The 22,278-nt window shown below is 72.8% G+C and carries 27 protein-coding genes; 16 read left to right on the forward strand and 11 right to left on the reverse strand.

What is annotated here, in order from left to right:
• The first annotated feature begins 56 nt into the window (after positions 1-56).
• Both AB0O53_RS32845 and AB0O53_RS32850 read left to right on the forward strand, forming a co-directional pair.
• Positions 57-464 carry a YciI family protein gene (locus AB0O53_RS32845; protein ID WP_350995738.1) on the forward strand — a complete coding sequence of 136 codons (408 nt, stop codon included), beginning with the start codon at positions 57-59 and terminating at the stop codon, positions 462-464.
• A gap of 7 nt (positions 465-471) precedes the next feature.
• A complete protein-coding gene (locus tag AB0O53_RS32850; protein ID WP_350995735.1) occupies positions 472-1,641 on the forward strand; it encodes an RNA polymerase sigma factor in 1,170 nt (389 codons plus the stop codon).
• 13 nt (positions 1,642-1,654) lie between these two features.
• Here AB0O53_RS32850 and AB0O53_RS32855 read toward each other — a convergent pair whose 3' ends face one another.
• From AB0O53_RS32855 to AB0O53_RS32870, 4 genes are all read right to left on the reverse strand, one after another.
• A complete protein-coding gene (locus AB0O53_RS32855; RefSeq protein WP_350995732.1) occupies positions 1,655-2,212 on the reverse strand; it encodes a pyridoxamine 5'-phosphate oxidase family protein in 558 nt (185 codons plus the stop codon).
• Between the two features lie 214 nt (positions 2,213-2,426).
• Positions 2,427-3,410, reverse strand: a complete 984-nt coding sequence (locus AB0O53_RS32860) for a deaminase domain-containing protein (RefSeq protein WP_350995729.1) — start codon at positions 3,408-3,410, stop codon at positions 2,427-2,429.
• A 130-nt stretch (positions 3,411-3,540) separates the two neighbouring features.
• Positions 3,541-4,773 (reverse strand): serine hydrolase domain-containing protein, encoded by a 1,233-nt coding sequence (locus tag AB0O53_RS32865; protein ID WP_365200515.1) that lies wholly within the window; start codon positions 4,771-4,773, stop codon positions 3,541-3,543.
• A gap of 40 nt (positions 4,774-4,813) precedes the next feature.
• The gene (locus AB0O53_RS32870; protein ID WP_365200518.1) at positions 4,814-5,710 is read right to left on the reverse strand and encodes an alpha/beta hydrolase; all 897 of its coding nucleotides are present in this window, start codon (positions 5,708-5,710) and stop codon (positions 4,814-4,816) included.
• A gap of 210 nt (positions 5,711-5,920) precedes the next feature.
• On the opposite strand from AB0O53_RS32870, the gene AB0O53_RS32875 reads away from it, so the two are divergent.
• Together AB0O53_RS32875 and AB0O53_RS32880 are read left to right on the forward strand one after the other, a co-directional pair.
• Positions 5,921-6,652: a DJ-1/PfpI family protein gene (locus AB0O53_RS32875; protein ID WP_365200554.1), complete on the forward strand. Its 732-nt coding sequence runs from the start codon at positions 5,921-5,923 to the stop codon at positions 6,650-6,652.
• 54 nt (positions 6,653-6,706) lie between these two features.
• Positions 6,707-6,940: a hypothetical protein gene (locus AB0O53_RS32880; protein WP_350995720.1), complete on the forward strand. Its 234-nt coding sequence runs from the start codon at positions 6,707-6,709 to the stop codon at positions 6,938-6,940.
• Positions 6,941-7,024: 84 nt separating this feature from the next.
• On the opposite strand, the gene AB0O53_RS32885 is transcribed toward AB0O53_RS32880, so the two are convergent.
• Complete coding sequence (locus AB0O53_RS32885; protein WP_350995717.1) at positions 7,025-8,392, reverse strand: acyl-CoA synthetase; 1,368 nt, start codon at positions 8,390-8,392, stop codon at positions 7,025-7,027.
• A 180-nt stretch (positions 8,393-8,572) separates the two neighbouring features.
• On the opposite strand from AB0O53_RS32885, the gene AB0O53_RS32890 reads away from it, so the two are divergent.
• Entirely contained in the window at positions 8,573-9,061 is a 489-nt protein-coding gene (locus AB0O53_RS32890; protein WP_350995714.1) for an anthrone oxygenase family protein, read from the forward strand.
• A gap of 38 nt (positions 9,062-9,099) precedes the next feature.
• Here the strand turns inward: AB0O53_RS32890 and AB0O53_RS32895 are convergent, their stop codons facing one another.
• Positions 9,100-9,711, reverse strand: a complete 612-nt coding sequence (locus tag AB0O53_RS32895) for an anthrone oxygenase family protein (RefSeq protein WP_365200522.1) — start codon at positions 9,709-9,711, stop codon at positions 9,100-9,102.
• A gap of 250 nt (positions 9,712-9,961) precedes the next feature.
• Here AB0O53_RS32895 and AB0O53_RS32900 point away from each other — a divergent pair, with 250 nt between their 5' ends.
• Positions 9,962-11,404, forward strand: coding sequence for an MFS transporter (locus AB0O53_RS32900; protein ID WP_350995709.1), 1,443 nt, complete (start codon positions 9,962-9,964; stop codon positions 11,402-11,404).
• A gap of 77 nt (positions 11,405-11,481) precedes the next feature.
• Here the strand turns inward: AB0O53_RS32900 and AB0O53_RS32905 are convergent, their stop codons facing one another.
• Positions 11,482-12,177 carry a response regulator gene (locus AB0O53_RS32905; RefSeq protein WP_365200525.1) on the reverse strand — a complete coding sequence of 232 codons (696 nt, stop codon included), beginning with the start codon at positions 12,175-12,177 and terminating at the stop codon, positions 11,482-11,484.
• 10 nt (positions 12,178-12,187) lie between these two features.
• A complete protein-coding gene (locus AB0O53_RS32910; protein ID WP_350995703.1) occupies positions 12,188-13,576 on the reverse strand; it encodes a sensor histidine kinase in 1,389 nt (462 codons plus the stop codon).
• Between the two features lie 295 nt (positions 13,577-13,871).
• Between AB0O53_RS32910 and AB0O53_RS32915 the strand changes: the two genes are divergently transcribed.
• From AB0O53_RS32915 to AB0O53_RS32925, 3 genes are all read left to right on the forward strand, one after another.
• Entirely contained in the window at positions 13,872-14,306 is a 435-nt protein-coding gene (locus AB0O53_RS32915; RefSeq protein ID WP_350995701.1) for a hypothetical protein, read from the forward strand.
• Between the two features lie 67 nt (positions 14,307-14,373).
• Complete coding sequence (locus AB0O53_RS32920) at positions 14,374-15,414, forward strand: DUF8688 domain-containing protein (protein ID WP_365200529.1); 1,041 nt, start codon at positions 14,374-14,376, stop codon at positions 15,412-15,414.
• Between the two features lie 89 nt (positions 15,415-15,503).
• Positions 15,504-15,638 carry a hypothetical protein gene (locus tag AB0O53_RS32925; RefSeq protein WP_365200532.1) on the forward strand — a complete coding sequence of 45 codons (135 nt, stop codon included), beginning with the start codon at positions 15,504-15,506 and terminating at the stop codon, positions 15,636-15,638.
• 17 nt (positions 15,639-15,655) lie between these two features.
• On the opposite strand, the gene AB0O53_RS32930 is transcribed toward AB0O53_RS32925, so the two are convergent.
• Together AB0O53_RS32930 and AB0O53_RS32935 are read right to left on the reverse strand one after the other, a co-directional pair.
• Positions 15,656-16,006, reverse strand: a complete 351-nt coding sequence (locus AB0O53_RS32930; protein WP_365200535.1) for a hypothetical protein — start codon at positions 16,004-16,006, stop codon at positions 15,656-15,658.
• A 69-nt stretch (positions 16,007-16,075) separates the two neighbouring features.
• On the reverse strand, positions 16,076-16,231 hold the full coding sequence (locus AB0O53_RS32935) for a DUF6131 family protein (RefSeq protein ID WP_266504640.1): 156 nt from the start codon (positions 16,229-16,231) through the stop codon (positions 16,076-16,078).
• A 248-nt stretch (positions 16,232-16,479) separates the two neighbouring features.
• On the opposite strand from AB0O53_RS32935, the gene AB0O53_RS32940 reads away from it, so the two are divergent.
• The gene (locus tag AB0O53_RS32940) at positions 16,480-16,659 is read left to right on the forward strand and encodes a CsbD family protein (RefSeq protein WP_350995691.1); all 180 of its coding nucleotides are present in this window, start codon (positions 16,480-16,482) and stop codon (positions 16,657-16,659) included.
• Between the two features lie 292 nt (positions 16,660-16,951).
• Positions 16,952-18,382: an amidohydrolase family protein gene (locus AB0O53_RS32945; protein WP_365200538.1), complete on the forward strand. Its 1,431-nt coding sequence runs from the start codon at positions 16,952-16,954 to the stop codon at positions 18,380-18,382.
• A 36-nt stretch (positions 18,383-18,418) separates the two neighbouring features.
• Here the strand turns inward: AB0O53_RS32945 and AB0O53_RS32950 are convergent, their stop codons facing one another.
• Positions 18,419-18,727 (reverse strand): hypothetical protein, encoded by a 309-nt coding sequence (locus tag AB0O53_RS32950; RefSeq protein WP_365200541.1) that lies wholly within the window; start codon positions 18,725-18,727, stop codon positions 18,419-18,421.
• A gap of 127 nt (positions 18,728-18,854) precedes the next feature.
• Here AB0O53_RS32950 and AB0O53_RS32955 point away from each other — a divergent pair, with 127 nt between their 5' ends.
• The 5 genes from AB0O53_RS32955 to AB0O53_RS32975 form a co-directional block, all read left to right on the forward strand.
• A complete protein-coding gene (locus AB0O53_RS32955; RefSeq protein WP_350995682.1) occupies positions 18,855-19,196 on the forward strand; it encodes an avidin-fold protein in 342 nt (113 codons plus the stop codon).
• A 403-nt stretch (positions 19,197-19,599) separates the two neighbouring features.
• Positions 19,600-20,805: an acyl-CoA dehydrogenase family protein gene (locus AB0O53_RS32960; protein ID WP_350995679.1), complete on the forward strand. Its 1,206-nt coding sequence runs from the start codon at positions 19,600-19,602 to the stop codon at positions 20,803-20,805.
• Between the two features lie 73 nt (positions 20,806-20,878).
• The gene (locus AB0O53_RS32965; protein WP_350995676.1) at positions 20,879-21,337 is read left to right on the forward strand and encodes an RrF2 family transcriptional regulator; all 459 of its coding nucleotides are present in this window, start codon (positions 20,879-20,881) and stop codon (positions 21,335-21,337) included.
• 153 nt (positions 21,338-21,490) lie between these two features.
• Complete coding sequence (locus AB0O53_RS32970; protein ID WP_350995673.1) at positions 21,491-21,592, forward strand: putative leader peptide; 102 nt, start codon at positions 21,491-21,493, stop codon at positions 21,590-21,592.
• Positions 21,593-21,916: 324 nt separating this feature from the next.
• On the forward strand, positions 21,917-22,278 hold a 362-nt coding region (locus AB0O53_RS32975), incomplete at its 3' end, for an ABC transporter substrate-binding protein (RefSeq protein ID WP_365200547.1).

Consider the following 22,278-nt stretch of genomic DNA (forward strand, 5'->3'; position numbering starts at 1 on the left):
CGTCCCCGGTGTGAAGGCGACCAGAATGGGTCGCACCAGCACCGAGGAGATGCACCATGGCGAAGTACCTGCTGCTCAAGCACTACCGCGGCGCCCCCGCAGCGGTCAACGACGTACCCATGGCCCAGTGGACGCAGGACGAGATCTCGGACCACGTGCAGTACATGAACGACTTCGCGGCGCGGCTCGAGAAGACCGGCGAGTTCGTCGACGGGCAGGCGCTGGCGCCCGAGGGGGCCTGGGTACGGTACGACGGCGAGGGGCGGCCGCCGGTCACCGACGGGCCGTTCGCGGAGACCAAGGACCTGATCGCCGGCTGGATGGTGATCGACGTCGACAGCTACGAGCGCGCCGTCGAGCTGGCCGGTGAACTGTCGGCCGCCCCCGGGGCGGGCGGGAAGCCGATCCACGAATGGCTGGAGCTGCGTCCGTTCCTGTCCGCGCCGCCCACCATCACGGAGTGACCACGGGATGAACGAGGTCCTCCTGCGGAGCCTCACGCCCGGCGTCCTCGCCGTCCTCGTCCGCCGCGGAGCCGACTTCGCGGCGGCCGAGGACGCCGTGCAGGACGCGCTGGTCGAGGCGGTCCGCGTCTGGCCGGACGACCCGCCGCGGGACGCGAAGGGCTGGCTGGTCACCGTGGCGTGGCGCCGGTTCCTCGACGCGGCGCGGGCGGACGCCTCCCGGCGCCGCCGGGAGGACCTCGTCGACCGGGAGCCGGCACCCGGCCCCGCAGCCGTGGTGGACGACACGCTCCAGCTCTACTTCCTGTGCGCGCACCCGTCGCTGACGCCGTCGTCCGCGGTCGCCCTCACCCTGCGCGCCGTCGGCGGTCTCACCACCCGCCAGATCGCCCGGGCCTACCTCGTGCCCGAGGCGACCATGGCGCAGCGGATCAGCCGGGCCAAGCGGACCGTCTCCGGGGTGCGGTTCGACCGGCCCGGTGATGTCTCCACCGTGCTGCGCGTCCTGTACCTGGTGTTCAACGAGGGCTACTCCGGCGACGTGGACCTCGCCGCGGAGGCCATCCGGCTCACCCGGCAGCTGGCGGCCCGCGTGGACCATCCCGAGGTGGCGGGGCTGCTCGCGCTCATGCTGCTCCACCACGCCCGGCGGGCCACCCGTACCGCACCCGACGGCGGCCTGGTGCCGCTGGCCGAGCAGGACCGGGGCCGGTGGGACACGAGGATGATCGCCGAGGGCGTGGCGGTGCTGCAGGGGGCGCTGGTCCGGGACCGGCTGGGCGAGTTCCAGGCCCAGGCCGCCGTCGCGGCGCTGCATGCCGATGCGCCGACGGCCGAGGAGACGGACTGGCCGCAGATCGTCGAGTGGTACGACGAGCTCGCCCGCCTGACCGACAGCCCGGTCGTACGGCTCAACCGTGCGGTGGCCGTCGGCGAGGCCGACGGACCGCGGGCCGGCCTGGCGGCGCTCGCGGCGGTGGACGCCTCGCTGCCCCGGCACACCGCGGCGGCGGCGTACCTCCACGAGCGCGCCGGCGACCCGGCGACGGCGGCGCGGCTGTACGCGGAGGCGGCCCTGAAGGCTCCGAGCCTCGCCGAACGCGACCACCTGACGCGTCAGGCCGCCCGGCTCAACGCCCGGCTGGACGCGCGGCTGGACGGCGACCCGTCCGGTTGAGGGCCGGGCCCGCTCAGAAGGTCCAGCGGGTGTGGCTGTAGACGCCGCCGTCGCGGCCGAATCCGTACGCAGTGGTCGGGGCCACCGCGAACACCACCGCGTTTCCCTGCCGGATCGCGTCGTCGATGCCGTGGAAGGTGCCCTCGGGAGCGGTGACGTGCGGGCCGTACTTCGTGGCGTACGCCGTGATCACCTCCTCCAGCCGGGCGGGGTCGCCGACCTGCTGCGCCCTGCCCTCGACCACGAGGTCGAGTCCTTCGGTGAGCGCGTTCCCGCCGGTGGTCAGCGCGCAGTGGCCGTCGTGTGCCAGGTTCTTCGCCTTCTGCTCCCCCGGTCCGGTGGAGAAGTACATGGTCCCGTCGTGCCAGGCGGCGATCACGGGGGTGACGTGGAGGCGGCCGTCGGGCCGGACCGTGGACAACCAGAAGATCTCGGCGGCGCCCAGCTGCCTCTGTGCCTCCGACCAGGCGGTGGCGGTGACTTCGGAGGCACCCGGGCGGGGGTTGAGCGCGGAACTGTAGCGGGCGTCGAGTTCGGTCGTGGGCTGTTGGGCGGATCCCTGCGGCGGCATCGTCGGTCTTCTCCCTCTCCCCCGCGTCGGCTTCCGACGGGTCCGGCGGGGGGTCCGGCGGGTATCGGCGTCGGCTCGCTGCCGAGTGGGAGCGAGCTCGTGCATCCTCGCTCCTGCGCGTGCCCGGCGGCTCCGTACGCGGCCGCCGGACCGGCCGGGGTCACCCGGCCGGTCGCGTGCCGGAGCGGGCGCGGGATCCGGATCCGCGGCCCGGTCAGCGGCGGGCGGCGAAGGCCTTCAGCCAGGTGCCGTCCGGTCCCCGGGTGGCGTCGGCGTATCCGTAGCCGTCCGCCTGCGCGGCGGCGGCCTCGTAGGCGACCTCGACGCGGACCTTCGGGAAGTCCGCGACGAAGGCCGCGACCGCCGTCCGGCCGGCCTGGCCCGGTCCCCGCTCGCAGTCCAGCCGGACGGTGCCCTGGTCGATGCCGCGGATCCACTGCCGGAAGGACTGCGGGCGCATCTGCTGGCCGGGGGCCATCTGGTTGCGGATGGCCTGCGCGATCTTGTCCAGGACGGCGGTGGCCTCGTCGAGCGGTGCGGCGGTCGCGCTCGGCGCCGGGTACAGGTAGGGGGCGTGGGGCTGTTGGTCGACCGCGTCGAGCGTGCCGCGGAAGCGGTCGCCGTCCGGTCCGGCGACCTTGACGTCGAAGGTCGCGGTGGCCGCGGGCACGGGGGCTCCGGGATGGGACTTGACCCACAGTCCGTCCGGGCGCTGTACGGCGTCGCCGATGCCGTACATCCCGAACAGGCCGTCGCCGGCCGGGATCAGGGCGGCCGACCCGCCACCGCGCAGGGCGTTGCGGTAGCGGACGTCGATGGCGAGGGTCGGGAAGTCCCACCGGAAGTCCTTGATCACCGAGCGGCATGAGTGGCAGGGGCCCATGTCCGAGTACAGGTCGACGGTGCCCCTGCGGACGGCGCGGATCCGTGCCTTGTACTGCGCGGTGCTCTCGCATCCCAGGTGGCGGTAGATCTCGTTGGCGAGGAGGTTCACGACCCGCCGCTCCGCGTCCCTGCGGTGCTGGATTCCCCGGAGGGCGCCGGTCCAGTCCTTCGGTTCGGGCAGGTCCTGGTAGTAGTTGTCGCCCTTCGGCTCCTGGTGCGAGACGGCCTTGACCTCCCCCACGAGGTTCGCGTACCCGATGAAGGCGATCGAGTACGCCAGTCGCGCCTCGTTGACGTATGCGGCCGTGGTCATGCGGACCCCCACTCGCTCCCGGACACGGCGCGACCGCCCCACACGGCCGATTCCCCTCACCGCACCCGACGGCTCCACCGTGACACAGCGGGATAAACGAACACTCAACGTGTCGTCCCTCGCCGTCCCCTCAGGGGGAGGGCTCCGGGGTGGGAGCGCACATCGCCGTCCGGTAGAGCGTCGAGAGGGCGTCGTCGATGGGGTGGGGTTGCGGCTGCCCGGAGGAGTCGGGCCTGTTCCACCTCTCCAGATTGATGCCGACGGACATCTGGCGCTTTCCGTCGGCCCGGGTCAGGGACATCGTCCGGGCGCCCCACACCGAGCCGTCGTGGCCCCAGAAGGTGCCGCAGCCCGGCACCGTGACCTTGTGCAGGCCGAGGCCGTACTGGATGGTCGATCCGTCCAGGGCCCGGACCGGGATGGTGCGCTGCATCTCCGTCAGCGACCGCCGGTCCACGAGCCTGCCGTCGAGCAGCTTGGCGTAGAAGCGGTTGAGGTCCTCCATGGTCGAGACGAGGGCGGCTCCCGTGCCGGTCCAGGACATGTCGTAGACGCTGTAGTCGCGCGGCGGGTCGAGCACGCCGTAGAGGGCCTCGTACATCCGCGAGTGCGGTCCGTCGATGCGCGTTCCGGACGGGAACCCGGTGTTGCGCAGCCCGGCGCGTTCGATGACGTGGCGGGTGATGTACTCCTCCGCCGTGGTTCCGGTGACGTGTTCGATGAGTTGGCCGAGGAGGAGGTAGTTGGTGTTGGAGTAGACCCCGGTGGGGGCGCCCGGTTCGCCGGTGGGAGGCGCCGCGAGTCCCAGTGCGATGAGCTCGGCCGGGCGGAACGTCCGGAACCGGTTGTCGTCGAGGCTCTTGGCCGCGGTCGGCGAGGGAAACTCCTGCAGGGACGGGAAGGCGTAGGGGATGTAGTCCGGAATGCCGCTGGTGTGGTCGAGCAGCATCCGGACCGTGATCTTCCGCCCGCGCTCCCCGGGCACGAGAACCGGCAGGTGGTCGCCGATCGGGTCGTCGAGACGGATCCGGCCCCGCTCGACCTGCTGCATGACGGCGACGGCGGTGAAGGTCTTGGTGACGCTGCCGACGCGGTGGCGCATGTCGGGCCGTACGGGGCGGCCGGTGCCGAGGTCGGCGACGCCGGAGGCGCCGCGCCAGGTCCGGCCCGCGTTGCCGGTGCCGCCGCGGGAATCGCGTACTTCCGCGTACAGTCCCGGCACGCCGGCCGTGCGGACCGCCTCCAGGGCGGACTTCAGCGCCGCCCGGTCGGGGCCGGCCGAGGGGGCGGGGGCTGCGGCCGACGTGCCGGCGCAGGCGGTCAGTACGGCCAGGGCCGTGCACAGTGCCGTTCGGATCTTCATGGTGTCCGTGGTCCCTTCGTGTCGTGATCGGTGCGGGTGCTCACTCGGCGAGCGCGCGGCGCAGGGCCGCGGCGAGGTCGGCGTTCTGGCGCTGGGACACGGCGGCGGAGAGGATCGCCTGGGAGCCGTGGAAGGTGCCGGGGTACTGGTGCAGTTCCACCGGCACCCCGGCCTGCAGCAGCCGCAGCGCGTACGCGATGCCCTCGTCGCGGTTCGGGTCGAACTCCGAGGTGGCGACGTAGGCGGGCGGCAGGCCGGACAGGTCGCCGGCCCGGGCGGGCGCGGCGTAGGGGGTGGCGGGCTGCGGGCCGAGGTAGTGCCGCCACGCCTGGGCGATCTTGTCGCGGTCGAGCCAGGGGGTGTCGGTGAAGTGCCGGGCCGACCAGGTCTCCTGACGGTCGTCGAGGCCGGCCTCGTTGAGCAGTTGGAAGCGGATCGGCGGGCCCTGTTCGTCGCGCGCCCGCAGGGCCACCGCGGCCGCGAGCCCGGCACCGGCGCTGTGCCCCGCGACAGCGATCCGTTCGGGGTCGATGCCGAGCGCCGCGGCGTGCTCGGCCGTCCATGTCAGTACGGCGTACGCGTCGTCCAGGGCGGCCGGGAAGCGGTGCTCGGGAGCAGCCCGGTAGTCCACCGAGATCACCACCGCGTCGGCGCTGTCGGCGATCCGGGCGGCCCACGGGTGCTCGGTCTCCAGGTCGCCCATGATGAGCCCGCCGCCGCGGAGCCAGACGACGGCGCCACGGGCGCGGTGCGGGCGGTAGATCCGGACGGGCACGGCGGGGTCGCCGGGGACGGTGCGGTCCTCGATCTCCAGGCCGGCGAGGTCCGGGGCGGGGCGCGAGGCGGCCAGTTCGGCGTAGATCTTGCGGGCGGCGGGCGGGTCGGCCCAGTCGGTCTCGGGGAGGAAGGGGACGAAGGCTTCGAGTTCGGGGTCCATGACGACCATCCTCACGGCCGCCGCCCGGCGGATCACCCGTCAACTGTCGGACGTCCGGGGCCGATCGGCCGCCGATCGGCGCACGGGCGTGTGGGGTGCGCCACAAGATGCCGCGGGAACTGGGGCGTTGCCCGCGTCGACCCCTTGTGCGAGGCGCGGCACACCGGTTGTCGACCGTGCCCCGACCACACCGAGGAGAGCCGCATGAGTCTGAACCGACGGGTCCTGCTCCGGGCTTCGACCGCCCTCGGCGCCGGCGGCGCGGTCGCCGGCGCCGCAGCCGGGCTCGGCGCCGGCCCGGCCGCCGCGGCGAGTGGCCCCGCCGGAGCCGGCAAGCCGCTCAGGGTGCACGTCGTGATGTTCGACGGGGTGGAGGAACTGGACTTCGCCGCCCCGTACGAGGTCTTCTCGGCCTCCCGCTTCTTCACGGACCGGGCGGTCGAGGTCCGCTACGTCACCACCTCCCGCCCCGGTTTCGTACGGGCGTCGTACGGAACGCGGGTCGGCGTCGACCACGGCTGGGACCCGCGCGCGGCCGACATCGTCGTCGTACCGGGCGGCGGCTACGCCCGCCGCGAGGACCCGGGGGTGTGGGCGGAGATCCGGCGGGGCACCCTTCCGCGCGCGCTGGGGTCGGCGCCTCGACCGGGGCTCACCGTCGCGGGCCTGTGCACCGGTGTGATGCTGCTGTCGGCGGCCGGGCTGACCCGGGGCCGGCCGTGCACCACCCACCACAAGGCGCGCCCGGACCTGGAGCGGGAGGGCGGCGTGCTGAAGAACGCGCGGGTGGTGGACGACGGCGATCTGGTGACGGCCGGGGGCATCACCTCCGGCCTGGAACTCGCCCTGTGGCTCGTGCGCCGCGAACTGGGCGCCGACGCGGCGACCGGTCTCGAAACGATGCTGGAACACGAGGCCCGCGGCACGGTCTGGTCCCGCTGAGCCCGCCCCGGTCCGTCGAACGCGGGAGATCGAGCGGTGTGGGACGATCCCGGCATGCGACTGATCACCGACGGGATCACCCCGGTCCCCCGAATGATGCTGGTGGATGACCTCGAAACCGATGACGGCCGCTTCTGCGAACTGGACCGGCCGCTCTTCCTCCGGATCGGCGACCGGATCGACTTCGACGGCCGGACCCTGTCGGTGACGCCGAAGAGCGGCGAGGCCTTCTCGCCCAGTGGCGCTTGGGGCATCCGCTGCAGGCGGCGGGGCGGTCGCCGACTGTAGGCCACTGTAGGCGGCGTGCCGGGGAACCGTCGTCGGCGCCGGCTCCGCCTCCTGCGGTGTGGAGCGGTGCGGGCGCTGGGACGTTCAGGCGCGGTGGTCGGGGGCGGGGGTGTCCAGGAGGAGGCGTTTTTGGGGCTTGCCCATGGCGTTGCGCGGGATCGCCTCGACGAAGCGGACCTCGCGGGGGCGTTTGTGGACCGACAGGTGGGCGGCGACGAAGTCGGTGAGCTCGGCCCCGGTCACGCCCTCGGCGACGACGAACGCGACGATCCGCTGGCCGAGGTCCGCGTCGGGGACACCGACCACGGCCGCCTCCCGTACCCGGGGATGGTCCAGGAGGGCGTTCTCGATCTCGCCCGCGCCGATCCGGTACCCGCCCGACTTGATCATGTCGGTGGAGGCGCGGCCCACGATCCGGTGGACGCCGTCCTTGTCGTCGACGGCCGCGATGTCGCCCGTACGGAACCAGCCGTCCTCGGTGTAGGCGGCGGCGGTCGCCTCGGGCCGGCCCAGGTAGCCGGAGAACAGCGTGGGTCCGGTCAGCTGGAGTTCACCGATCTCCGCGCCCTCCTCGGCGGCGATGCGGGTGGCGATGCCCGGCAGCGGGGTGCCGACCGTGCCCGGGTGGAGTTCGCCGCCGGCCCGGCCGCTCACGGTGATCAGCGTCTCCGTCATCCCGTACCGCTCGACGATGCGGTGTCCACTGGCCTCCTCGATGTCCCGGAAGACCGGCGCGGGCAGCGCGGCGCTGCCCGACACCAGGAGCCGGGCCCCCGACAGGGCGGCCGCGGCGCGCGGCTCGCGGGCGATGCGGGACCACACCGTCGGCACGCCGAAGTACAGGCTCCCGCCCGCGGCCGCGTACGCCTCGGGCGTCGGCCGGCCGGTGTGCACGAGACGGCTGCCGGTGCGCAGGGCGCCGAGTACGCCGAGCACGAGCCCGTGTACGTGGAACAGCGGGAGGCCGTGGACCAGGGTGTCCTCGGCGGTCCACTGCCAGGCCTCGGCGAGGGCGTCCAGGTCGGCGGTGATCGCGGCGCTGCTGAGGACCACGCCCTTGGGGGCGCCGGTGGTGCCGGAGGTGTAGAGGATCAGCGCGGGATCCTCGGGGGTGCGTGCTGCGGCAGGGGCGGGCGTCCGGTCCGAGCGGCGGGCGAAATCGACCTCGATGGTGCGGGCGCCGGAGTCGCGCAGGATGTGTCCGCGCTCGGCCGGACCCGCGTCGGGCGGCAGGGGCACGCACGGCACGCCCGCGAGGAGGGCCCCGACCACGGCGGCCACCGTCTCCAGGGAGGCCGTCGCGTTCACCGCGAACGCGGGGACCCCCGATGCGGCGAGATCGGCCGCCACCTGGCGGGCGGCTCCCAGGAGTTCCTCGTAGGAAGCCGTGCGGCCGGCGACGCTGACGGCGTCCGCTCGGTCCCCGTGGACACCGGTGAGGGCGGTCAGCATGGCGGGCGGCTCCGTTCGGCGGTGACGAGAGGTGCGGGAGGAGAGGCGCAGCAGGAAAGGGACGCGAAGATCGGGCCAGCCTACGCGGGCCCGAACCGGTCCCGCGCACCCTATGATCGGCGGGACTTGACCGTTCGAAGACCAGTTCTTGGCCTGATTCTCGATCCGGGGGAGCACCACGTGGAAACGGCACGGTTGGCGACGATGATCGCCGCGACGATCACCGTCGGCTGGATGAGCGGCCTCTTCTACGGCTTCTCCGTATCGGTGATGCCGGGGCTCCGGGTCGCGGGCGACCGCACCGTCATCGAGACCATGCAGCGGATCAACGTGGCGATCCTGAACGGCTGGTTCCTGCTGGGCTACGTCGGCGCGCTCGTGTTCAGCGCGGCCGCGGTGGTGCTCCACGCCGTCGGCGGCGGCGGGCGGGACGCGCTGGGGCCGCTGATCGGCGCGCTCGTCGCGTACCTCGCGGCGATGGTCGTGACGGCCAGGATCAACATCCCGCTGAACAACGCGCTGGAACAGGCCGGACCGGTCGACCGCGTCGGCGACCCCGCGGCGGTCCGCCGCGCCTTCGAGGCGCCGTGGGTACGCGCCAACGTGTGGCGTGCCGTGCTGTGCACCGTCGCCCTCGGCCTCCTGGCCTGGGCCCTGGTCCTGCACTGACGCGGCGGGGCGCCCGGGCCGGCCGGACCGGCGGGCGTTCAGCGGGTGGCGCGGCCGTGGAGGAGCAGGGCACGGGCGAGGGCGGCCAGTGCGGTGGTGCACAGCAGCGTCCGGATGATGTTGGTGGTCACCCAGGTCGTCCTGAACCGCTCCACGATCTCGAAGTCCTTCATCCGAGCCACCTCACCCGCGTCCGCGAGCTCGTTGTTGAGCGGGATGTTCACGGTGAAGGTGATGAGCAGGACGACGAGGTAGGCCACTGCGGCCGCGCCCACCCACAGGGCGACCGCGCGCCGCCCGCCGCGGAACTCCAGGACCGCCGACAGCACGGCGGCCACCAGCGCCAGCACGAAGACCGTCCCGAAGAGCGGGTTGCCGTCGATGGCCTTGTTGAAGGCGCGCATCGCCGTGACGTACGTCTGCTCGTCCCCCGCGGCGAGTCCGGGCATCACGGACACGTCGAACGCGAAGAACAGCCCTGCCATCAGGCCCACCAGGACCGCGGCGACGGTCAGCACCGTGCCGGCCGGCCCGGTGCCCCTCGCGGGCGGTGCGGATTGCGCGGACTGTGCGGGCGGGCTGGGCTGTGCGGGTTGGGCGGGCGGGCTGGGCTGTGCGGGCGGTACGAACGGCGACGGACCGGCAGACATGCGGTGTACGTCCTCTCCCCGAGCAATGACGCGTTCCGGACACGAAGGCCCGATCCTGACATCAACTGATCACCATTCCAAAGGAGTTGGGGCGACGTTTGAGCGAATCTTTAGCCACCGCCCGGCGAGGGCCATGGGCCGTCCGGCGTGGAACTGCGGACCGACGCGGGCGCCTCCACAATGGGAAGAGGGCGCGCGTGCGGCCGCCGGCCGTGCCGCCGCGACCGTGTCGGCCGAGAGGACAGCCGTCATGCGCGCTGGGTCTTCGCCAGCCGCGCGGAGGAAGGGGGCCTTCGTCGCGGTCGCCCTCGCCCTGTTCTGCATCCAGCTCGACTTCTTCGCGCTCAACCTCGCCATTCCCGGCATCTCGGCGGAGCTCGGCGTCACGGTCTCGGCCGCGCAGTGGACCCTGTCCGCCTACATGCTCGCCATCGGCTGCTTCTTCATCGTCGGCGGCCGGGTCGGGGACGTCTTCGGCCGCCGCGGCACCCTGCTGGCCGGGACGGCCCTGTTCGCCGCCGGGTCCGTCGGCTGCGCGCTGGCTCCCGGCCTCGGGCCGCTGGTGGCGGCCCGGGTCGCGCAGGGGGTGGGCGCGGCGTTCGTCTTCCCCGTGTCCGTGTCCGTGATCACCAACACCTTTCCGGAGGAGACCCGGGCCAAGGCCCTGGGTGCGGTGTTCGGCGTCGCCAACATCGGAACCGCGCTCGGGCCCTTCGTGGGCGGAGGCCTCACCGAGGGACCCGGCTGGCGATGGATCTTCTGGCTGATGGCACCGCTGAGCGTGCTCTCGCTGCTGATCGCCCTCGTGTACGTACCGGACTCGCGCGACCCGTCCGCGCCGCGGCAGCTCGACCTCCTCGGCTGTGCCCTGATCGTGTGCTCGCTGGCGGCCCTGACTCTGGCCGTGGAGCGCGGCGACGCCTGGGGCTGGGCGAGCGCCCGTACCCTCGCCCTCTTCGCCGTGGCCGTGGCGGCCGGCGGGCTGTTCCTCGTACGGGAGCGGTCCGCCCGGCACCCGCTGGTCGATCTGCGGCTGTTCCGCAACGTCCCGTACGTGCTGGTCACCACGATGGGCTCGCTCACCAACATGGGCTACGGCGTCACCGTCTTCCTCGCCACGCTCTACCTCCAGGGGGTACGCGGGCTCTCGCCGCTGATGGCGGGCACGGTCTTCCTGGCCCCGGCCCTCCTGGTGGCGCTCAGCGGGCCGCTCGGTGTGCGGCTGGGCCGGCACCTGCGGGCGACCGCCGTGGTGGCGCTGGCGGGGGCCGTCGCGGGGACGGGGATGTACGCGCTGGCCGGGGTCGCCGCCTGGTGGCTGTACGTGCCGGTGTTCGCGTGGGCGGGTCTCGGCCTGGGGCTGGGCTGGACCTACTCCAGTGTGGCGACGCAGCAGGTCGTCGCGCCGGCCAGGGCGGGCGAGGCGTCGGGCGTCCTGCTGACGTTCCTGGTCACGCTGGGCGCGATCGCGCTGGCGGGGACGGCTGCGGCCATCTCGGCCATGACCCCGCAGCGGTCGCCCGAGGAGGCCTACGACGCGATCCTGCGGCTCGGCGGGGTGGTCATCGTCGTGGCGGCGGTGGCCGTCATGGTCGTACGCCACCGGCTCGTGGCGGCGGGCAAGCTGCCACCGCTGTCGATGCGGACCGGCGACGCGCCGCGGCCGCGGCGCGAGGCGCACCGGCGGCCCTGAGCCGGTCGGTGCCGGAGCAGTGCGGTCGGGACAGTACGGTCGGGACAGTGCGGTCGGGGCAGCGTGCGGGGCAGGGGTCAGGGCAGCGCGGTCGGGCCGCCCGGCGTCACGAGGGCGGTCTCGTAGGCGAAGACGACGACCTGGGCGCGGGTGGAGAGGCCGAGTTTGGCCATGGCCCGATTGAGGTGGGTCTTCACGGTGGCCTCGCTGATGAAGAGCTGCCGGGCGACGTCCGCGTTGGTCGCTCCCGTGGCCACGAGCCGCAGGACGTCGCGTTCGCGGCCGGTGACGGTGTCCCATTCCGGGGCGATCGTGCCCGGCGGGACCGGTCCGGGGTGGTACGCCTCGATCAGGCGCCTGGTGACGGTCGGCGCGAAGAGCATGTCGCCGGAGGCGACGGTGTGGATGGCGGCGACCAGCCGCTCCGGGGGCGTCTCCTTGAGGAGGAAGCCGCAGGCCCCGGCGCGCAGGGCGCTGTAGACGTATGCGTCGAGGTCGAAGGTGGTCAGGACGAGGATCCTCGGCGCACCGGTCCCGGCCCGGGCGCCGGTCCCGGTCCGGGCCAGGATGCGTTCCATGGCGGTGATGCCGTCGGTGCCCGGCATCCGGAGGTCCATGAGGACGACGTCGGGTGCGGTGGTCCCGGCCAGCCGGACGGCTTCGTCGCCGTCGCACGCCTCGCCGACCACGGTCAGGCCCGGCGCGGCGTTGAGCAGGGAGACGAGTCCGGCTCGGATCAGTACCTGATCGTCGACCACCAGTACCGTGGGCATCGGGGAATCCTCATCGGGAACGGACGTCCCCGGAACCCGGGGCCCGGCCACCGTCCGGCCGGTCACCGGTGGTGGGTGCCGGAAGGACGAGTCGCACCTCGAATCCACCGGGGGTGCGGGGGCCGGCGGTGACCGACCCGCCGTAGATCTTCGCGCGTTCGCGCATCCCGATCAAGCCGTGACCAGCTGTGATCACGTTCTTTGGCCGGAACGCGCCGCTTTCCCCGCCGGCTCTTCCCTCGTCGGTGACGGTCACGGCCACGCTGCGGCTCCCGTAGCGGATGGTGACGGCGGCGCGGGTGGGTCCCGCGTGCTTGAGGACGTTGGTCAGTGCCTCCTGGATCACCCGGTAGACGCACAGGGCCATGCCCTGCGGGAGACGTGCGGGGGTCCCGACGACCTCCATGGTGACCTCGGCCCCCGCGCCCCGCACCCGGTCGAGGAGCCTGTCGAGCAGGTCCAGCCCGGGGGCGGGGGCGTAGGCACCGCCGTCCTCCAGCCCCGGGGCGGAGTCGTCCGGATCCGCCTGTCCCGCCGACGGCTCCTCCTGGCCGACACGCAGCAGGAAGAGCATGCGGCGCAGTTCCTCCAGCGCCTCCCGGCTGGTGCCGGCGATGGTGTCCAGGGCCTGCCGGCTGGCCGCCGGGTCGGTGGGGAACACGTACGAGGCCATGCCGGCCTGCAGGGAGATCACGGACATGTGGTGCGCGACCACGTCGTGGAGTTCGCGCGCGATGCGCACCCGTTCCTCGGTGAGCGCCTGGCGGGCGTTCTCCTCCTGCCGGCGCCGGAGTTGGGCGGTGAGTTCGGCGAACTGCCGGTTCCGTTCGGCGAGTCGGCCCGAGCCGCGGCCGACGACGAACACCACGGCCGGGAACAGGACGGCCTGCGCGAGGACGGTGGGCATCGAGCTGTGCTCCGCGTTGGCCAGCCCGGCGTACACCCAGGTTCCGGTCACGGCCGCCGCGCACGCGGCGGACGTGCGCAGGGAGCGGGTCGCCGCCACCGTGTACAGGCCCAGGAGCGGTGGCATCGAGTTGACCACCGGCCAGTACCCGCAGGTGATGAAGACGATCCACAGCGCGCTGCTGGCGGCGAACGCCGCGACGGGCGCGATGCGGCGGGCGAGCAGCACCAGCCCCACCAGAACGGTCAGGACCGCACCGAGCTCGTCCAACGGCTGCCAGCCGGGCGGTGGTTGCTCCCGGCCGAGCAGAAGTCCCGCGCCGGCGTAGCCCAGTGCCAGCGTCGAGTCGATGGCCAGGGACCGGTACCGAAACGGGAACGCGGGCGCGAGCGCGCCCGGGAACCGGCGCCCGTGACCGTGATCGCCGTGCCCGTGATCGTGATCGTGATCGTGATCGCCGGCACCGTGACCGTCCGCGCGCCTGTCGCGCAACCCCCATCCTGCGTGCATCGGCGCAGCCTACGGGCCGTGGCCCGGCCGGGCCATGGGACTGCGGCAGGACGGGCCCCTACCGCGTCCGCATGCCCCTGATACCGCCGGAGTTGCAGGCCCCGGCGGCCGCCACCCGCCCCGGGTGGAGATCGGGATCATCCGGGTGCGTGCCGCGCGGCGGCCCGCGGCCCGCCTAGTTTTCTGTCTCGCCGGGCCGCCGGAGCACACCGGTGCGGTGGCGCGGCGCGTACCGATCCTCTGCATCCTCTGCATCCTCTGGAATGGAGTCCCTGCCATGACCATCGTCGTCAAGCGCGTGCTCGTCGGAGCCTCCGCCCTCGCCTCCGCCCTCGTGGTCGGGCTGGCCGGCACGGCCGGCGCCGCCACCATCGGCTTCCACAAGACCTCCACCAGCGGCAAGGCCGAGGTCGGCGGCACGTACGAGTACCACGTGTCGGGCTCGATCCCCGGTTCCCAGGAGAAGCTCTACGCCGGGTCGTTCCAGGGCGCCTACGCCAAGGACAAGGTGGCGGGCGACGGGTACGAGGCCGTGCTCGCACTGTCCTACCAGGACTGGGTGGGCGGCGCCTGGGTGTCGGTGAAGAACAAGGTGGCGGTGGTCAACGGCTCGAAGAGCTGGACCTTCAAGAACAAGAAGGATGTGAAGGCCTACGCCTGCGACCGCAAGGTGGGCACCACCAAGCTCGTGAACTGCCGCGCGGCCTTCTAGCCACCGGAGAGGGGGCGGGCACGGCCGCGGCCCCGCCCGCCCCGTCCCGGCCTGCTTGAATGGCCGGATGGATCTTGAGGTGTTCCGGGCCCTGATGACGGACGAAGGCCGGCGGCTGCTGGCCTGTCTGCAAGCCGGCGGCCCGGCCGGGGAGGCCGCCGCGGCGCAGGCCCTGCGGGGCGGGCATCCCGCCGCACTGGTGTCCGCCGCCCGGGAGCAGGTCCGGTTGCGCCGGCGGGCCGCGGCGAAGTACGGGGAGTACGCGGCCCGCCTGTACTTCACCCCCGACAGTGTCGAGCTGTCGTCCCACCTCACCGTGTCCGAGTACAAGCTGGACCGCGTCCTGCACGAGCTGGGCGTCGTACTGATCGACGCGATGTGCCTCGGCAGCGGCGCCGACGCCCTCGTACTGGGCTGGTCGCACCACACCGACGCCGTCGACGCGGACCCGCTGACCGTCGAGATCGCCAAGGCCAACCGGCCGGGCATGCACGAACCGATGCTCTACCCGCGCTGTGAGGACGTCAGGGAGTTCGACAGTCAGGGCGAAGCGGTGTTCATCGACCTGATGCGGCCGGACGGGCCGGACCGGCTGGACCGGACCTCGGATCCCGAGGCCTATGATCCGCCGCTGTCCTGGGCGTTGGACCGGGTACGGACGACCGGGTACGGCTGGGTCAGGCTCGCGCCGGGGATTGCGGACCGGGTACCGCCGGGCACCCTGGCAGGGGCCGACGAGGTGGAGTGGATCTCCCATGAGGGACGGATCCAGGAGGCGGTGGTGTGGTTCGGCCTGGACGCGCGGCGGGCTCCCGCGCAGCTCCCGGTGCGCAGGGCCACCGTGCTCCCCTCCGGAGCGTCGCTCCTGGGCCGCCGCGACCTGCCGGCGCCGGACGTGCGGCCGTTCGGCCGGTACGTGTACGTGCCCGACCCCGCTGTCGTCCACGCCCGTCTGGTCGGCGAACTCGCCCGGCACATCGGCGGCGGCCTTCTCGAAGCGGGCGGTTGCCTCGTCACCTCCGACGAGCTGCACCGCACGCCCTTCGCCAGCGCCTACGAGGTCAGGAACGTACTGCCCCTCGACGGTACGCGCGTCCCCCCAGGGTGAGGGGGGAGGACCGGGCCCGAGGGCCGATTTCGGTGCGCGCGATGCGTTGTCCGGCGCGGCGCGGGCAGGCGCAGTGCATGACGACTGCAATGACGACTGCAATGACGACCGCGAGTACGACAGCGAGTGCGAGTGTCGTGGACGCCCCGGTCTGGGTGCACCTGGCCGTGATGGTGGCGGCGATCCTGATCCTCGTCCACAACCTGGTGGGGGACGGCCGGTAGCCGGTAGCCGGTGGCTCTCAGAGCCGGCGTCGTGCGGCCTCCAGGCTGTCACCGACGCCGGTGTTGAACGCGATGGCCGCATCGGGCGCATGGCGGTGGATCAGGTTCACGATCTGCTCGAAGAGCGGGAGCAGCGGCTCCGCCTTGCGGATTCCGGCACCGACCACCACGACGTCCCAGTGACGTGCCGTCAGCGAGGCCCCGAGGGTCGATTCCACCGTGCCGTCGAGGACGACCCTGGTCATGGCCGCGTCGATGCCGTGCTCGGCGAAGCGGGCCAAGTCCGCCTCCAGGGCACCGCGAAGGGCCTGGACGTCGATGCCGGGTATCGCCTGCGGGTCGTAGCCGATGACAAGTACGGAGCTCATGCGGCTCAACGTACCGAGGCCTGCCCGGTCATGATCGACCGGACAGGCCCGATTCGGCCACCTCTTGGTCTACCAGTAGTGGCGTCGGCCGCCGACCGCGTGGCCGACCGAGCCCAGGATCCACAGCGCCGCGCCCACCACGAGCAGGATGACCCCGAGGGTCCACAGGACGGAGACCCCGGTGAGGAATCCGATGAGCAGGAGGATCAACCCGACGGCAATCATGAGTACCTCATTCTCGCTTTGGAACGGCGGCGGAACCGTTTGATCCGCCGTGGCGCTTCAGTCGCCGTCTGCCCGCGAAAGCTTCTTCCATCCGTGCCCGCGCCCATTTCCCCGCGACTGGTGGGAACCCGTCCCGCCGGGCCGCCGGACCAGGGCTGGGAACCGTACGGTCCAGCGTGCGTTGCGGGCCCCTCCCGGCGGACGCATGGTGGGCAGTGCATTCCCCCTCACCCAAGGAGCACTTCGTCATGAGCAAGGCAAAGGGCAAGGCCAAGCAGATCAAGGGCAAGCTCAAGGAGACCGCGGGCGACGCGATGGACGACAAGCGCATGCAGGCGGAAGGCAGCGCCGAACGCATGACCGGCAAGGCTGAGGAGATGGCCTCGGAGGCCGCGGACAGGACCAAGAAGGGCATGCGCAGGTCCTGACCGGCGCAGCCGCGCGACGGCGCGCCCGCGCGCCCGCGCGCCCCAGGCCGAGGAGGGGGCCGGGCCCGTCGCCCCGACGGACCCGGCCCCTCCCCCGTCACCCCGCCGGCCCACGGCAACATGGCCGGTTCATGTCTGGCGGTCGACGGGAACGGAAAAAGTTTTCCGATGGCGCCCATCGAATGGCCGTTCGCCGGGAATGCTGCGTGTGATCTCCCGCCCCTCACCGACGCCCCGTCAGAGCGTCACCCGGGCGGGCCTTCCGTTCTGCGCCCTCGGGAGGTAACACGTCATGCATTCCACCCCCACCCGGCCCCCGTTCCCCAGCCGACGCGATCTGCTCACCGGCCTCGGGCTGGCGGCCGCCACGCCGCTCCTCCTCGGGGTCACCGACCGCCCCACAGGCCCCGACTCCCTGCCCGGACGACCCGCGCCGACCGGCGGGACCGTCCTGCTGCGCGGGGCGTCCCTCCTCCTCACCATGGACCCCGCCCTCGGCAGCGGGCCTCTCGGGGCTCTCGAGAACGCCGACGTACTGATGCGCGACGGCGCCATCGCCGCCGTCGGCACGGCTCTTCAACGGCCGCCCGGAACCAGGGTGGTGGAGGCGTCGGGCAAGCTGGTCATGCCGGGGTTCGTCGACACCCACACGCACCTGTGGCAGGCGGTGATCCGCGGCGGCTGCAGCGACCGCGACCTGTTCGGCTGGTTCTCGGGGTGCACCGACCCCCAGCGGGGACGGCTCACACCCACGGCCCTCCACAGCTTCGTACGGCTCGCCGCCCTCGACGCCGTCCAGTCGGGTGTCACCACGCTGGTGGACTGGGTCGACATCTTCGCCTACGACCTCGTCGAGAGCTACGTACGAGCCCTGGCCGGCACCGGGGTGCGCTTCACCTACGCGATGTTCCCGCCCAAGCCGGACGCGGCACTCGTCACGAAGGTGAAGAAGGAACTCGTCGATCCGGTGCCGCTGGGATCCTTCCAGGTGGCCACGCACGCGGCGCGGGCCGTCCAGGACCTCAACCGGGCACATTGGGAGGCCGCCCAGGAGCTGGGCGTCATGCTCAACTCCCATGTGCTGGAGCGCCCCGAGCAGCGGGCGGACGACCCGATCGGGGTCCTCGGCGACATCGGCGCACTGGGTCCGCGGCTCCTGATCAACCACGCCGTCCACCTGACCGACGCCGAGATCGCCGCCGTCGCCGAACACGACGTACGGGCCGCCCACTGCCCGCTCAGCAACATGCGCCTGGCCTCCGGCATCATGCGACTGGCCGAGTTCGAACGTCGTGGTGTGAAGGTCGGGCTGGGTCTGGACGGCGGGACCAACGACAGCTCGGACTTCCACGCGCTGATGAAGACGGCCATCGGCCTGCAACGCGCCCGGGCCACGGACGCCGGGGTGTTCCCGCAGGTCCAGGACGTCCTGCGGATGGCCACACTGGGCGGCGCCGAAGCGCTCGGTATCGCCGACCGGGTGGGCTCGCTGACGCCGGGCAAGCGGGCCGACATCGTGGTCGTCGACCCGGCCGCCCTGAACTTCGCGCCGCGGTTCGACTGGGTCGGCCAGATCGTCTTCAACGGACGGCCCGAGAACATCGACGCGGTGTTCGTGGACGGACGGGCACTGAAGTTCGACGGGCGGCTGGTCGACATCGACACGCAACGTGTCGTCCGCGAGGCGGAGTCGGCCGCCACCCGCCTCCGCGCGGCCGGATAGCCCGGAGGGGCCGCGCCGGCTCCCCGCGTCCAGGGCCTAGGAGCCGGCCTGCCGGTTCCTGCGGGCCGTGAGCTGGCCCTGGACGTAGGCGTCGGTCTCCGGCGCGTAGGGGCCGCCATGGTCGAAGAGGAGGTCGGTGATCCGTCGCCATTCGGCCACGGTCGCGCGGGTCGCGGTGTCCGCCGCGTCCAGGTCGCCCGCGGACTCCTCCGCGTCCTCCAGCGCGTCCGCGGTCTGGTGGTGCGTCATGCCGGTGGCCCGTCGGCGTACCCTGTCGCGGGCCGTCCGCTCCTCGGGGGTCGGCTCGTGCGGTTCGTTCGTCGCGGTCGCGGCGTCCTGGGTCATGGATGGTTCGCCTTCCGTCACCGGGCCGTCGGCGGCCCCTCGTCCTTCCTTCCGGCTACCCGCGGCGGCCCGTTTCATCTCCGGACGGTCCGGCCCGGACCGGACCGTCCTCCTCCAGGAGTCACGCATGGCGCGCTCGCTCGACGGCCTCGTCTTCGTCCCCGTGGCCGACCAGGCCCCCGGCCAGGTCGGGCGGCGGACCCGGTTCGAATACCACGAACGCGACGGTCTCGTGTGGGCCGACTACCACGGCGGAGACGTGGTCAAGGGGCACCTGATCGGCACCCGGGCGGGCGACACCGTCGACTTCCGCTACGTCCAGCTGCGCCTCGACGGCACGACCGCGTCCGGACGGTGCACCTCGCTCGTGGCCGAACTCCCGGACGGCCGGCTGCGCATGGAAGAGACCTGGAGCTGGGAATCGCAGGAGGGCAGCGGCACGAGCGCGGTGGAACAGCCGCTGGACTGAGCCGACGGCGCGCCCCTGACCAGCGCGTCTCTCGCTGCAAGACGGTCCTGTCCACGATGCGGGCGCGGTCTTGCTGAGGTGGCCGCCTTCGGAGAGTATCCCTATCAATCCGATAGGGAAGGTGGGATTGAGTTGCCCCGCGGCTTCCTGCCACAGCGCCGTTCCCGTCGGCGCCCCTCCCGGCCGGGAGTTGCCGGGCGGGCCCGCCGCCGCCCGCACGCATGACGCCTCCCCCTCCCCTTCCCGGTCCCCCGCCCCGTGCTCCACACACCGCCCGGCACCAGGCCGCGGCCGTCCGACAACGTTCCGGAGTAGCCCCCATGACCACCGCCGTCCCGCATGGCCCCGCCGTCCGCCCAGCATCCGCACCCCGCCACGGCACCCCGGCCTGTCGGTGAAGTCCGTGGCGACGACACCGAGCACGGCTACGGCCTCGCGGTCCGGCGAAGAGCACCGCGCGCTGCTGCGCACCGCTCGCGACGTGGCGGACGACCTCGCCGCGGACGCCATCGCCCGTGAGCAGGCGGGCCGGCCGCCGACCGACGAGAGGACCCGGCTGCGCGAGGCGGGACTGCTCGCCGCCCTCACCCCGCCCTCGCCCGGCCGCGGCACGGACTGGCGTACCGGATGCGCCGTCATCCGCGAGGTCGCCGCGGCGGACAGCTCCGTCGGCGACGTGCTCGCGCGCCACTACGTGCACACCTGGAGCGGCCGGTTCTACGCGAGTCACCACCACGCGGCCACCCTTGAGGAGGCGTCGGTGCGCGAACAGTGGCTGTGGACCGGTGCGGTCCGCGCGCCCGCGCCCGACGAGGGCGGCGGCGACGGGCCGGACCTGACCCTGAGGCCCCGCGGCACCGGCTACGTGCTGAACGGGCGCCGCTCCGTCGACACGGCGGTGGCCGTCGCCGACCAGATCGTGCTGGACGCCGTCTGCGCCGCGACCGGTGACGTCCTGGTCGTACGGGTCTCTCCGCGCACCCGGGGCGTGAGCGTCGAGGCGGCCCACGACCGGCTCGGGCAGCGCGTCGCCGGCGCGGGCGAGGTCGTCCTCGACCGGGTCACCGTCGCACCGGGCCAGGTGCTCGGCCGCCGCCCGCACGACGAGGAGTCGACCGCGCCCTTCACCGCGCTCGCGGAGCCGGCGCTCCGGCTCGCCCTGTGCCACGTCGCCCTCGGCATCGTCGAGGGCGCGCTCACCGAGGCGCGCGACCTCAGCAGGGGCGGCCGCGCGCACAGGCTGCCGGGCGAGGACCCCGACCTCCTCCTCACGTACGGCGAGCTCGCCTCCGCCGCCCACACCGCCACCGCCGTGGTCGAGCGGGCGACCGAGGCGATGGCCCGGGCCCTCGAAGCCGGGACGCACCTCGACGCCGAGGAGCCCGCGGGCGTCGCCGCCCTCGTGGCCACGGCCGAGACGGTGACGTCCCGGGCCGCCCTGCACGTGACCACGCGCGTACTGGAACTCGCCGACGCGCCCGGCCTGGACCGGTTCTGGCGCAACGCCCGCGTCCTGACGGCCCACCGTCCGGCCGCGCACCGCCTCCGCTCGATCGGCGAGCACTACCTCAACGGATCGCACCGCGCGGTGGCGGCGGCCTTCCACTGATGCGCGGGTGGGCGGCGGTCCGCCACCGCCCACCCGCAGGACGCGGACCGCGGCCGTACGGGATAATGTCCGCATGCGGATCTCAGCCAGGGCGGACTATGCGGTGCGGGCCGCACTGCAGCTCGCGGTGGCACAGGACGACGGGCCCGTGAAGGCCGAAGCCATCGCCGATGCCCAGGACATCCCGCACAAGTTCCTCGAGGGCATCCTGAACGACATGCGCCGGGGTGGTCTCGTCCTCAGCCAGCGCGGCGGCAACGGCGGCTACCGGCTGGCGAAACCCGCCGGGGCGATCAGCATCGCGGACGTCATCCGCGTCGTGGACGGCCCCCTGGTCTCGGTACGCGGAGTCCGCCCTCCGGACCTGTCCTACAGCGGGGCCGCCCAGTCGCTGCTGCCCCTGTGGATCGCACTGCGGTCCAACGTGCGCGAGATCCTCGAGGGCGTATCCCTGGCCGACGTGGCGACTTCCGACCTGCCGGCCGACGTGTCCGCGCTGACGGACGTACCCGACGCCTGGACCAACCCCTGAGCCAGGGTCTCCAGCCCACCCCCCTCACCTGCACGTTCTCACAAAGCGAGACAAGCTCGTCCACTATATGGGCGACCCCTTGGGGCGGATGCCGCTGTCTGCCAATATGCCTACCAGCCAGGTAGGAAAACTAGGGATTCGGGGGTGAGGACCATGCGCACGCTGCATCACGCGGGCCTTCTGCAGCCTCGTCTCACCACCCGACGGCACATCGATCTGGTCCGTACCTCCAGCGCCATCTGTCAGCCTGCCTGACCCGGTGCGCGGAGCCCGCTGAAGCGCACCGGGAACCGCAGTGCGCTTCACCGTCCCGCCCCCGCTCGGCCGGACGGTCCCTCTCGGCCGACCTCGCCGCCCCGCAGCACCTTCGAGCGCGGCGCGCGATGACAGCGGCTGGACATCAGCCCCTTCGGCATCCGCGACCCCTTCGGTCCCCCGCGACGGCGGGTCCCACCACCGACCGGCCGTGGGCGCTGCGCGTGCCGACGACCTCGCACGGCGCACCTCCGCAACCGCGTGTCTCCACCGCTCGGCATCTCCACAGCTTCCCGAAGACCCTCCCCGTGAAAGGACACCTCCGTGTCTGCCGCCAGACCGCTCATCACCCTGCGCGCCATCGCCGTCACCGCCACGCTCCCCCTCCTCCTGACGGCCTGCGGCTACGGATCCGAGGCGAAGAAGGAAGACGACAAGGCCAACGTCGCCGCCACCGACGGCAAGAAGCTGTCGGCGTCGGAGGTCCGTATCGGGTACTTCCCGAACCTGACCCACGCCACCGCCCTGGTCGGTATCCAGGAGGGCCTCATCGAGAAGGAGCTGAACGGCACCAAGATCAAGCCGCAGACCTTCAACGCCGGTCCGTCGGAGATCGAGGCGCTCAACGGCGGTTCGCTGGACATCGGTTTCATCGGTCCCTCGCCGTCGATCAACGGCTACGTGAA

Source organism: Streptomyces erythrochromogenes (genome assembly GCF_040684695.1).
Lineage (GTDB): Bacteria > Actinomycetota > Actinomycetes > Streptomycetales > Streptomycetaceae > Streptomyces > Streptomyces erythrochromogenes_C.

Coding starts and splice junctions, on each gene's coding strand:
- AB0O53_RS32845 (WP_350995738.1), top strand. CDS start 57: ATGGCGAAGTACCTGCTGCTCAAGCACTACCGCGGCGCCCCCGCAGCG.
- AB0O53_RS32850 (WP_350995735.1), top strand. CDS start 472: ATGAACGAGGTCCTCCTGCGGAGCCTCACGCCCGGCGTCCTCGCCGTC.
- AB0O53_RS32855 (WP_350995732.1), bottom strand. CDS start 2,212: ATGCCGCCGCAGGGATCCGCCCAACAGCCCACGACCGAACTCGACGCC.
- AB0O53_RS32860 (WP_350995729.1), bottom strand. CDS start 3,410: ATGACCACGGCCGCATACGTCAACGAGGCGCGACTGGCGTACTCGATC.
- AB0O53_RS32865 (WP_365200515.1), bottom strand. CDS start 4,773: ATGAAGATCCGAACGGCACTGTGCACGGCCCTGGCCGTACTGACCGCC.
- AB0O53_RS32870 (WP_365200518.1), bottom strand. CDS start 5,710: ATGGACCCCGAACTCGAAGCCTTCGTCCCCTTCCTCCCCGAGACCGAC.
- AB0O53_RS32880 (WP_350995720.1), top strand. CDS start 6,707: ATGCGACTGATCACCGACGGGATCACCCCGGTCCCCCGAATGATGCTG.
- AB0O53_RS32885 (WP_350995717.1), bottom strand. CDS start 8,392: ATGCTGACCGCCCTCACCGGTGTCCACGGGGACCGAGCGGACGCCGTC.
- AB0O53_RS32895 (WP_365200522.1), bottom strand. CDS start 9,711: ATGTCTGCCGGTCCGTCGCCGTTCGTACCGCCCGCACAGCCCAGCCCG.
- AB0O53_RS32900 (WP_350995709.1), top strand. CDS start 9,962: ATGCGCGCTGGGTCTTCGCCAGCCGCGCGGAGGAAGGGGGCCTTCGTC.
- AB0O53_RS32905 (WP_365200525.1), bottom strand. CDS start 12,177: ATGCCCACGGTACTGGTGGTCGACGATCAGGTACTGATCCGAGCCGGA.
- AB0O53_RS32915 (WP_350995701.1), top strand. CDS start 13,872: ATGACCATCGTCGTCAAGCGCGTGCTCGTCGGAGCCTCCGCCCTCGCC.
- AB0O53_RS32920 (WP_365200529.1), top strand. CDS start 14,374: ATGGATCTTGAGGTGTTCCGGGCCCTGATGACGGACGAAGGCCGGCGG.
- AB0O53_RS32925 (WP_365200532.1), top strand. CDS start 15,504: ATGACGACTGCAATGACGACCGCGAGTACGACAGCGAGTGCGAGTGTC.
- AB0O53_RS32930 (WP_365200535.1), bottom strand. CDS start 16,006: ATGAGCTCCGTACTTGTCATCGGCTACGACCCGCAGGCGATACCCGGC.
- AB0O53_RS32935 (WP_266504640.1), bottom strand. CDS start 16,231: ATGATTGCCGTCGGGTTGATCCTCCTGCTCATCGGATTCCTCACCGGG.
- AB0O53_RS32940 (WP_350995691.1), top strand. CDS start 16,480: ATGAGCAAGGCAAAGGGCAAGGCCAAGCAGATCAAGGGCAAGCTCAAG.
- AB0O53_RS32945 (WP_365200538.1), top strand. CDS start 16,952: ATGCATTCCACCCCCACCCGGCCCCCGTTCCCCAGCCGACGCGATCTG.
- AB0O53_RS32950 (WP_365200541.1), bottom strand. CDS start 18,727: ATGACCCAGGACGCCGCGACCGCGACGAACGAACCGCACGAGCCGACC.
- AB0O53_RS32955 (WP_350995682.1), top strand. CDS start 18,855: ATGGCGCGCTCGCTCGACGGCCTCGTCTTCGTCCCCGTGGCCGACCAG.
- AB0O53_RS32965 (WP_350995676.1), top strand. CDS start 20,879: ATGCGGATCTCAGCCAGGGCGGACTATGCGGTGCGGGCCGCACTGCAG.
- AB0O53_RS32970 (WP_350995673.1), top strand. CDS start 21,491: ATGCGCACGCTGCATCACGCGGGCCTTCTGCAGCCTCGTCTCACCACC.